Consider the following 10,182-nt stretch of genomic DNA (forward strand, 5'->3'; position numbering starts at 1 on the left):
AATAAAGATCATGCATGTTCCAAAAATAGTGATTATGGTTTGGAATTTACAATTTCCAATTGGGTTATTTTTTTGCAGTAGTTGCTCTATCTACCAAGTAAACAATAGATTGATAAGACACACCACTGTTTAAAGTAAGGCCAATTTCACAAGTTCTACTTGTTGAATATCCATTCTTAACTTCTGCTGGATGCTGAATTTTCAGATCTCTTAAGCCATGATCATTTAGCTCTGGATGAGTGAATCCTCTATCGCCAGCAAAACCACAACAGTTCGTATCTGGTTTCACAACATTTGTTGCACATCTTTTAGCCAAGTTGACCAATTGATCGTCAACACCTAATTTCTTAGCAGAACAAACTGCAAATACCGAAACGGTTTCGTCAACTGGAGTAAAGTTTAAATGATCTGCCAAATATTCGTTGATAAACTCAATTGGCTCGTACAATTTCAAGTTTGGTTCCATGTTTTCTTTCATGGTGTACAAGCAAGGACTCATATCGCACAAAATTGGATATTCACCATTGTTACTTGCTTTCTTTAAAGCCAACTCTAGGTCGTTCGACTTCTTGATTCCCGCCTCTTTGAAACCTTTACTCAAGAATGCCATACCACAACAGTGTGTATTTACATTTTCAGGATAAATAATTTCATAACCAGCTTTCTGAATCAACTGCTCAATTTTCTTGGTTAAGGCTACTTTTTCATCGTAATCTTTCGAAACACCCATACTTTGATTGATACAAGATGGGAAGTAAACCACTTTTTTAGGATTGTTTTTGTTTACCGCAGGTGGCACAATTTTAGGTGCTCCCTTTGGGAAAGCTTTGCTCCAACGAGGAATTGTATTACCCGATAAAGAACGCATTCCACCAGAGATTCCGCCCATTATTCCTGAGCCTAAAATCGAATGGAAGAAATTGACAGTATTTAAGCCCATTTTTGCATAAGACTGCACTTTATCCATATTATCGGCACACCACATGGCATATTTTTTAGCCTTTGGCGATGCTTCGGTCGATCGAAGATCTTTGACCAATTTACCGGTATCGATTTTAACTGGACAACTTAGTGCACACAAACTATCAGTAGCACACAATTGTAGCGCTTCGTAGTCGAATTGCTTCACTAGGTTAGCCAATTCGTGTGGCTTCTCTCCTGTGGCTTTTAAACGGGTAATTTCGCGGAATGTAGCAATTCGCTGACGTGGACTTAAAGTTAGGTTGTGCGAAACACAAACTGGCTCACAGAATCCACATTCCATGCACTGATCGATTTTCTCGTGAGCAGCTGGTAGTGGTTTTAAATCTTTAAGGTGAGCTTGCTTATCGGCATTTAAAATTACACCCGGATTGATTAGATAACGAGGATCAAAAATCTCCTTAATCTGTTTCATTAGGTTGTAAGCATCCGTTCCCCACTCCATTTCTACATATGGAGCCATGTTTCGGCCTGTACCGTGCTCTGCTTTTAGTGCACCATCGTAACGACCAACCACAAGGTCGGCTAACTCATCCATGAATTTTGCATACCTGTCGATTTCGGACTGCGTACCAAAATCTTGTGTAAATACGAAGTGAAGATTACCTTCCAAGGCATGTCCGAAAATAACGGCTTCAGAATAATCATATTTCTTAAAAAGATCTTGTAGGTCTAATGTTGCTTCGGCCAATTTTGGCACTGGAAAACAAACATCTTCGATAATTACTGTAGTACCGACCTTACGCATACCTCCAACAGTTGGCAATAATCCTTTACGGATTTTCCAAAGCATTGCAAATTCGGCTGGCACATCGGTAAATTCAATTGGAATTTCGACTTGAATATCCTTAACGGCATTTTTAATGATGCCGATTTGTTCTTTTAGTTTCTTTCCATCTTCGGCTCTTGTTTCGACCAAAATAGCCGAAGCACCTTCCGATAGTGTTTTCAAATATGCAGGTACGCCATCGTCGTTTTCAACAGAACGCAAGGCAGCTCTATCCATCAATTCAACTGCAGCAACCGGCTCCGATTTCAAAATAGAAACAGCTCTACAAGCTTTTTCAATATCAGGGTAAACCATCAACGAACTCGCCTTAAATTTGTGCTCGATTACAGTTTTGTAAACCACCTCGGAAATAAAGCCAAGTGTTCCTTCAGAACCAATCATGATATGTGTTAAAATATCGATTGGATCGGAATAATCAACCAATGCATTTAAGCTGTAACCAGTTGTATTCTTCATTTTGAATTTTTCGCGGATACGAGCATTCAAAGTTTTGTTGTTGCTAACATCGATGGCCAATTGCCCTAAATCGCTTAGCAAGTTGGCATGCGTTTTTTTAAAATCGGCAATGCTTTCTTTACAAGAAGTATCTAAAACAGTTCCATCGTGCAAAATAACACGAATAGAGTCGATTGTTTTGTATGAATTTTCGGAAGTACCACAACACATACCTGATGCATTATTAGCAGCAATACCACCAATCATAGCAGCATTAATGGAAGCTGGATCGGGTCCAATCTTCATTCCATAAGGAGCCAATAGTTGATTGGCACGTGCCCCTGTAATTCCTGGCTGAAGTCTAATTTTAGCTCCTTTATCAAGAATGGTATGCTTTTTCCAATGATCGCCCGCAACCACTAATACAGAGTCGCTAATTGCCTGTCCCGACAAACTGGTACCAGCTGCTCGGTAGGTAACCGGAATATCTAAATCGTTACATTCGCGCATGATAAGGCTTACCTCAGCTTCGCTTTTTGATTTGATAACCAGTTTCGGTATTAATCTGTAAAAACTAGCATCGGTTCCCCAAGCCAGTGTATGTAGTGGATCATGAAACATACGATCTTTAGTAATCGTTTTTAACAATCGTTCATGTAGTTTTTTATATTCTCCTGTAAGCATCTTTCTTCGATTTTATTTTTCGGTCATCCTAATTAACAAATATTTGGCAATTTTACCCCATCTTAAATTGGTAACTTGTATGACAAATATACGTTTTCAATCTTAAAAAAGAACCATATATCCGCGAAAGCGAATACATGGTTGATATATTATTACAATGGCAGTGGATTAAAACCTGATGATATTAAGACCATCACAATAATCATTACCGCTAAATAGTAGATGAATGCTGGTATTGCATTTCTTCGGATGATTGTACCTTCGGCACCAATACATCCAACTGTAGCACAAACTGCAACCACATTGTTTACACAAATCATATTACCCAAAGCAGCACCAATTGTTTGAACCGCTACGATTAATACTTGAGGAATACCTAAAATAGTTGCTGTTTCGAATTGTAGAGAAGAAAATAGCAAGTTAGATACGGTTGCCGAACCAGACATAAATGATCCTAAAACACCAACAATTGGTGCAATAATTGGATATGCATTACCCGATAAATCGGCTATTGAAGTTGCCATTGTTGTTAGCATACTATCCATGCCAGCACCATTGGTTCCTGATTTTAGCATTAACTGAACCATGGCAACACCTGCAAATAAAGCAATTGCTGCTCCACTAATTTGCTTAAAAGTTGTTTTCCAAGATGTAAGTACCTGCTTAGGCGACATTTTATGCATGAAGTTGGTAATTACAGCTACCAAAATAAAAGGAATTGTTCCTGGTAGGTATGCCCATTTTAACACATAGGTTAATCCGTCGATACCGAAAATATTAGAAAGCGTTATTGTTTGAGCAGCTAACCATCCTTTTAATCCTAAAGAAGGAATACGAGTAACTACTAATATAATAGCGATTAATACATATGGCATCCAAGCTTTTGCTAAGCCCATTTTGGCTTCGCCTGTATCGCCAGTAGAATCGTTAGATAACCAGCTTTTATCCCATTCTGACTTTGGAGGAAAATCCCATGATTCTTTTGGCATAAGAAAACCTCTTTTTGCTGCAAAAATAATAATTCCTAATCCGATAAATGCTCCTAATAATGATGGAAGATCCGGACCTAATGTTGAAGCAATAACAACATATGGCACTGCAAATGCTAAACCAGCAAAAATTGCGAATGGTGCAGCTGCTAATGCAGGCTTAATCGATTTTTCTTTACCAAAAAACTTGGTCATGATCATGATACCCAATAATGGTACAAAAATACCTACAATAGCGTTCGGTATTGCAACCCATTCGGTTAATGCCATTTTAAAAACTTCTGGATTGGCACCTATATCGGAAAGGTTTTGCTCAAGCGTAACCATAGCACCACCACTAATTGGTGTTCCTACCGCTCCGTAAGGTACAGGTACCGAATTAAAAATTAAGGCAACCATTGCTGCGGCTAATGGGGGAAATCCGAGACCAACCAAAAGGGGTCCGGCTAAGGCAGCAGGTGTTCCAAATCCGGCAGCACCTTCGATAAATGCTCCAAACATGAAACCAATGATAATGGCCTGAATTCGTCTATCGGTTGTAATTCCACTAAAACCATTGTTGATGGTTGTCATTGCTCCCGACAACTTCATGGTGTTTAGTATGAGAATTGCACCAAAAATAATGATGAGAATATCCATGGCTTTTAAAAATCCAAATACGGAATATCCCATAATGTGAAACAAGTCTATTTCCCATACTGTGTAGGCAACGATCACGGCTAACAGCAGCGATAAAGGCAAAGCCTTTTTTGCTCCCCAATTGAGGCCCACCATTAATACAATGGTTAATAAAATAGGTGAAAAAGCTAATAATGCGTCCATAAAAAATTAGTTTAGGTTTAATTATAAATTGTTTTTTTATTTTTAGTAAATGGGTTAGATCTACTATATTTTTCGTTTATCGATTTGTCTGTTTTTTTAAAGTCTCCGAACTTTGCACTCGAGTGCATTAAAGAATCCAAAGCATTCAGTTTTTGTTTTAAATCGTTTAAACTTTTATTGATATCAATTTTATTATTTTCAAAGTCCATTACTTTATATTTTATTTCTCAATAATTTCCACATGCTTTTCGATGAATTCTGTTAAGTGAAGTACTTTTACAGGCACATTTTTGTGCATTAATCCGCCGTTAATTTGCATTACACATCCTGGACAATCGGTTACCAATATCTCAGCAGAACTGGCTTCGATATTTTCAATTTTTTTGGTTAAGATTCCTTCAGAAATAGTTGCAAAGTCGAGAGAATAAGTCCCACCAAAACCACAACAAACATTTGTATCGGTTAATGGAATAAATTGTTTTCCTAATAAACTGGAAAGGAAAGATTCTGCGGAATAATCCAATGATCTGGAATCATGACAAGGCGTATGATAAGTCACCTTTTTATTCCCTTTTACTTTAAAACGTATGTTATTATCTTCCAAAAATTTCCCTATTGGTGTTACCATATCTCCCAATTGAGATGCTTTTTTATAGCGATTAGGATCCTCTTTTGTGAAGTCTAAAAATTCGTGTTTAATTGCTCCTCCACATGTAGGACAAAGCACAAGTAGCGCTTCATAGTTTTTAGGACCTTGTAAATTATCCAGTGTATTGTAAATCATGCTTTTTGCATTCTCAGGATCTCCTGATGCAATTGCAGGAATACCACAACATGCTGCTTTTTTAGGAATATCGACCTGGATACCGCTCTTTTGAAGTAATTTAACCATTGCCAATCCCATTTCTGGATAGAAATATTCGATTGCACAACCAGGATAAAAGAATACTTTTCGATCGGAAGTAAACTGATCGTAGCCATCTTTATAAAAGCGTTTGCTAAATGTTTTTGAAGCTAAAGCAGGGAATTTTCTAAAATCCATTTCTTTAGGCAACATTGGTACTGTGCTAATTATTTTTTCTTGATTTGTTTTGTTGGTTTTTGTTAGTGGAAATTGAAAGTTAGCTCCAATACTTAGTAAGGACTTCATTCGATCGGGCTTTGCAACCACATTTTTAAAGACTTTCTTTTTTATTGGGTTGATGCCATACTTTTTACCGACAACCAATTTCAGATCAGAAATTAAAGCCTGTAAATCAATGCCCGAAGGGCAATTAAAAGAACAAGCACGACAACCAATACACATTTTTAAAATGTCCTTAGCTGCTTCATCTCCCTGATATAATGCTGTTAAAATTAGGCCAATAGATCCGATGTATCGATCGCCATAAACATGACCACCAACCATTTCGTATGCAGGACAAATGTTAGCACAACTTCCACAACGCACACATTTAAGTGCTTCTTTAAATTTAGGATGTTCGAAAAATGCCAAACGTCCATTATCTAAAAACACATAATGCGTTTCCTTAACACCATCTTCATTTTTATGAGATGGCACTCTACCTTTAATCCAAGTAGTATATGATGTAATGGTTTGTCCAGTTGCACTTTTTGGCAATACACGGACAATATCTAATGCTTGATTAAAATCATCGCACAACTTCTCGTATCCGACTAAAACGATATGTACTGGTGGTACAGTTGACGATAAACGAGCATTACCTTCGTTGGTTACCAAACCAATTGTACCTGTACTAGCCACGGCAACATTTGCCCCAGTCATTCCCACACCCGATTTAAAATATGAGCTGCGAAGAAATCGACGAGCAATTTCGACCATTGCCTTAATGTCCTCCGGATCTACTGCTTCTCCGGTATAATCGGAAAATATTTTGGCAACTTGCTGTCTTGTTTTGTGAATAGCTGGCATTACCATGTGCGACGGATGCTCGTTTGCTAACTGAAGAATCCACTCACCCAAATCGGTTTCGATCGGTTGCAAACCTTCCTTCTCTAAATAATGATTAAGTAATATCTCTTCTGATGTCATCGATTTACTTTTCACCATGTATTTAGCATCGTGCTTTTTCATTACATCGGCAATGTATTTACATGCATCCTCGCCTGTTTTTGCTTGAAAAACCTTACAGCCGTGCTTTTCTACATTATTTTTAAAAAGATTGAATTGTTCCATTACCTTCTTTAAATCCCGATCCTTTAGATCGTGAACTCTTGTTCGTAATGCTTCAAAATCTAAACCTTTGTAAGCATTGTCTTTAGAAGCCTTATATGCTGTAGCAAAACCTTTAAGATTCTTGTACAAAACCTCATCGTTTATTTTTTCCTGAATTTTATCTTGTATGTTCATGGCTTCTACTTATAAATCATTTAAAATATAAACTGTCATCTCTTTTGGACCGTGTACTCCAACTGTTAATACACGCTCGATATCGGCTGTTCGACTAGCTCCAGTTATAAAGGCAACATATCCACCCATATCAGCAGTTCTCTCTTCGATAAAATCGGCTACATCATTTAAACTGGCAACAAGCTTACTAATTGGCATTACAACAAATAACTTTTCTGCCAGACAGGTTGCTAAACGTTTATTTTCGTTACAACTATCGATAACTACTGTTCCCGTTTCTGCTATCGCGAAATCAACTTCGACAAGAGCACTTTTTATGCCTGCTTCTCCAGCTTGTATATCTTTCAGTTTAGAGAAAGTTTGAACATCGATGTATTCGAAACTTTCCTTGCCTAAAAGATTTTTAAATTCATCAGCCGACAGGATTTGGTTTTCATTTCCAACCAGTGCTGATTTGTCTAAAAAGAGTTCTAGCTTATTCATGTGTTTATATCTTAAGGATTTTAATAGAATTGTCTTAAAAAGCTTACTGTTTGGGAATCTTACTAACCAAGAGGGATGCCAAGAATTTCACGCGCTCACTATTTAGAATCATTCAATTAGACTTGTGGCTGATTACCTGACTTTTAGTCTACGCAAAGGTTTTCAAAGAATGGAATTTAAAACGTTTTCGGCACTGTTCAATATTGAACACATAGCATGCTTAGATGGTGCTATTTCGCACAATTGTGCAATAAAGAACAGTGAATTTCAGGCCTCTATTATCAGCGAAAGCGAACAGAATATTTTGATTTTTTTGATAAAAGTAGATGTTACAAATGGGATAAAAACAAGTTCTTCTACTAATCCATAAACATGTTTTATGCTTAATACTAATTAAAATTTGGGCTTGAAGAAACTTAGTATAGCTTTATTAATAAACAGTCTTAAAAAACCACTCGATTTTAACATACTTTTCTTACTTTAAACTTTTACTAGAGGGGCAATGATTCAGGCGTATTGATTAGAGCGAATGCAATTCGCCCCGACTGACGCTCCGAAAAAAATAAGAAATATCAATCTAAATTTTAAGAAAGCATGTACAATCCTCTCCTCCACCATAGAAGAAGCATACGTTTGAAAAATTACGATTATTCGTGCGAAGGTTTGTATTTTATTACCCTCTGCTCCACTCAAAGTCTGAACATATTTGGGCATATCGCTAAAGGAAAAATGAATTTGAATGCTTTTGGAAAGATTGCCGCAGAAGAATGGCTTGCATCAGCAATTATTAGAAAGAATATCTCGCTGGGTGAATTTATTATCATGCCCAATCATATGCATGGTATTATCAGCATCGATTGTAAGATAGAAAATGATAATAAGGAAAATCTCGGAAAATTTAAATCTCCTTCGCAAAGCATTGGTGCTATTATTAGAGGATATAAAGGAGCTACAACGAAAAGGATTAACCTGCTAATTAGAGAAGAGGGAAATAAAATTATAGCTGCGAGGGAATCTGATTCGGGCGATTCATTTATTAAAGATCCTGTTACGGGCGTATTGCAATACGCCCCAACGAAAACCTCAACTAACGGCCCGACGCGAAATCGGAAAGAAAAAGGGCGAATGCAATTCGCCCCAACAGACGCCCCAACAGACGCCCCAACTGAGGCCCTGACGGGATTATCGGGGGAAGGATCGATCTGGCAGCGGAATTACTACGAAATTATTATTCGAACAGATCGGGCTTACCAGAACATTTCTAATTATATTATTAATAATCCGAAAAGCTGGACAGAGGATAAATTAAAAGGGTAATGGCTTGAATGGTACAAGACAGAAAATAAAAGGCCCCTCCTACTACTCTATACTATTTAACATGATTCTACTTTGCTAAACAGTATTGATTTTATAAATTAGTGGACTCTTAACAAAAGTATTTAATGAGCATCGAAATCCATTTATCGCCCGATACGCATCGCAATAAAGAGATTGTAGTTATTCAATTTGACTACAGCTCGGAAATTGTGGGTTTATTGCGGCAGCACTTTCCTGCCCAATGGAGCCAGACAAAAAAATGCTGGTGGATAGCACGTAAAGATTTTGATTATAATAAGTTTAAGGAAATATTCTCAAATACTGCTAAAATATCGCTTCCGCATAAAAAACAAAAAGACATCGTAAAAGAGCAAATATTGCCTTCGAATTACCTTGAAAAACTACAAAGACTAAGGTATAGCGATAGTACCATAAAAACCTACTCTAAATACTTTAGGGATTTTAAAGCTGCTTTTAAAAATATTGATATAGATGATTTAGGGCCAGAAGAAATTAATGACTACTTAAGTGATTTAATTAGTAAAAGAAAAATGTCTACTAGTCAACAAAATCAGCGTATTAATTCCATAAAATTCTATTACGAAAAAGTTTTATTACGAAAGAAATTATATTACCATATTGACAGACCTAGAAAGGAAAGTAAATTGCCCAAAGTCTTAAGCAAGACAGAAATTAAGAGCATTATTTCTAATTGCAATAATTTAAAGCATAAATGTATACTATCGGTGATTTATTCGGCAGGACTGCGAAGAAATGAGTTAATCAATTTAAAAATAACTGATATTATTTCAGATCGTGGTTTAATTTGCATTCAGGCGGCAAAAGGCAAGAAAAATAGGTATACTTTACTATCTAAGGAGCTAACTCAAAGTTTAAGATTATATTATAAAGAATATCAGCCTCAAATTTGGTTATTTGAAGGCATAAAACCTGGCACACAATATAGTGCATCGAGTATTGTAAATATATTAAGGCGTGCTTGCTACAAATCAAAAATCAGTAGAAGAATTACGCCCCATATGTTAAGACATTCATTTGCCACACATTTATTGGAGCAAGGAACAGACTTGAGATACATTCAAAGTTTATTGGGCCATAGTTCACCAAAAACAACTGAAATTTACACCCATGTTTCCAATCAAAACTTGAGTTTGATTAAAAATCCAATTGATGACATTCTCAATGACTCAACATAATCAATTGTCGTTATCCCTCCAATTTGGCAGGATAACAACAACAAAATTTAATGAGATATAAGATATAACGACAATATTGTTGTTATAAACTAG

General features: G+C 36.6%; 7 protein-coding genes. 2 read left to right on the forward strand and 5 right to left on the reverse strand.

The genetic code is table 11. The features are described from left to right. Positions 1-64 precede the first annotated feature (64 nt). The 5 genes from L3049_RS20200 to L3049_RS20220 all read right to left on the reverse strand — a co-directional run bounded on the left by L3049_RS20200 (position 65) and on the right by L3049_RS20220 (position 7,555). Entirely contained in the window at positions 65-2,890 is a 2,826-nt protein-coding gene (locus L3049_RS20200) for an FAD-binding and (Fe-S)-binding domain-containing protein (protein ID WP_275111649.1), read from the reverse strand. Between the two features lie 152 nt (positions 2,891-3,042). Continuing rightward, a complete protein-coding gene (locus tag L3049_RS20205) occupies positions 3,043-4,701 on the reverse strand; it encodes an L-lactate permease (RefSeq protein WP_275111650.1) in 1,659 nt (552 codons plus the stop codon). Between the two features lie 17 nt (positions 4,702-4,718). Beyond that, on the reverse strand, positions 4,719-4,910 hold the full coding sequence (locus L3049_RS20210) for a hypothetical protein (RefSeq protein ID WP_275111651.1): 192 nt from the start codon (positions 4,908-4,910) through the stop codon (positions 4,719-4,721). Between the two features lie 11 nt (positions 4,911-4,921). After that, complete coding sequence (ldhH, locus tag L3049_RS20215; RefSeq protein ID WP_275111652.1) at positions 4,922-7,072, reverse strand: L-lactate dehydrogenase (quinone) large subunit LdhH; 2,151 nt, start codon at positions 7,070-7,072, stop codon at positions 4,922-4,924. A gap of 9 nt (positions 7,073-7,081) precedes the next feature. Further along, positions 7,082-7,555, reverse strand: a complete 474-nt coding sequence (locus L3049_RS20220; protein ID WP_275111653.1) for a LutC/YkgG family protein — start codon at positions 7,553-7,555, stop codon at positions 7,082-7,084. A 594-nt stretch (positions 7,556-8,149) separates the two neighbouring features. Here L3049_RS20220 and L3049_RS20225 point away from each other — a divergent pair. Next, complete coding sequence (locus L3049_RS20225; protein WP_275111654.1) at positions 8,150-8,872, forward strand: transposase; 723 nt, start codon at positions 8,150-8,152, stop codon at positions 8,870-8,872. A gap of 125 nt (positions 8,873-8,997) precedes the next feature. Further along, positions 8,998-10,089, forward strand: a complete 1,092-nt coding sequence (locus L3049_RS20230) for a tyrosine-type recombinase/integrase (RefSeq protein WP_275111655.1) — start codon at positions 8,998-9,000, stop codon at positions 10,087-10,089. The last annotated feature ends 93 nt before the right edge of the window (positions 10,090-10,182 follow it).

The organism is Labilibaculum sp. DW002, assembly GCF_029029525.1.
Taxonomy (GTDB): domain Bacteria; phylum Bacteroidota; class Bacteroidia; order Bacteroidales; family Marinifilaceae; genus Paralabilibaculum; species Paralabilibaculum antarcticum.

Excerpts from the sequence above, each read along its gene's own strand:
- L3049_RS20225 (WP_275111654.1), top strand. The coding sequence starts at position 8,150 with ATGTACAATCCTCTCCTCCACCATAGAAGAAGCATACGTTTGAAAAAT.
- L3049_RS20205 (WP_275111650.1), bottom strand. The coding sequence starts at position 4,701 with ATGGACGCATTATTAGCTTTTTCACCTATTTTATTAACCATTGTATTA.
- L3049_RS20220 (WP_275111653.1), bottom strand. The coding sequence starts at position 7,555 with ATGAATAAGCTAGAACTCTTTTTAGACAAATCAGCACTGGTTGGAAAT.
- ldhH (WP_275111652.1), bottom strand. The coding sequence starts at position 7,072 with ATGAACATACAAGATAAAATTCAGGAAAAAATAAACGATGAGGTTTTG.
- L3049_RS20200 (WP_275111649.1), bottom strand. The coding sequence starts at position 2,890 with ATGCTTACAGGAGAATATAAAAAACTACATGAACGATTGTTAAAAACG.
- L3049_RS20230 (WP_275111655.1), top strand. The coding sequence starts at position 8,998 with ATGAGCATCGAAATCCATTTATCGCCCGATACGCATCGCAATAAAGAG.
- L3049_RS20210 (WP_275111651.1), bottom strand. The coding sequence starts at position 4,910 with ATGGACTTTGAAAATAATAAAATTGATATCAATAAAAGTTTAAACGAT.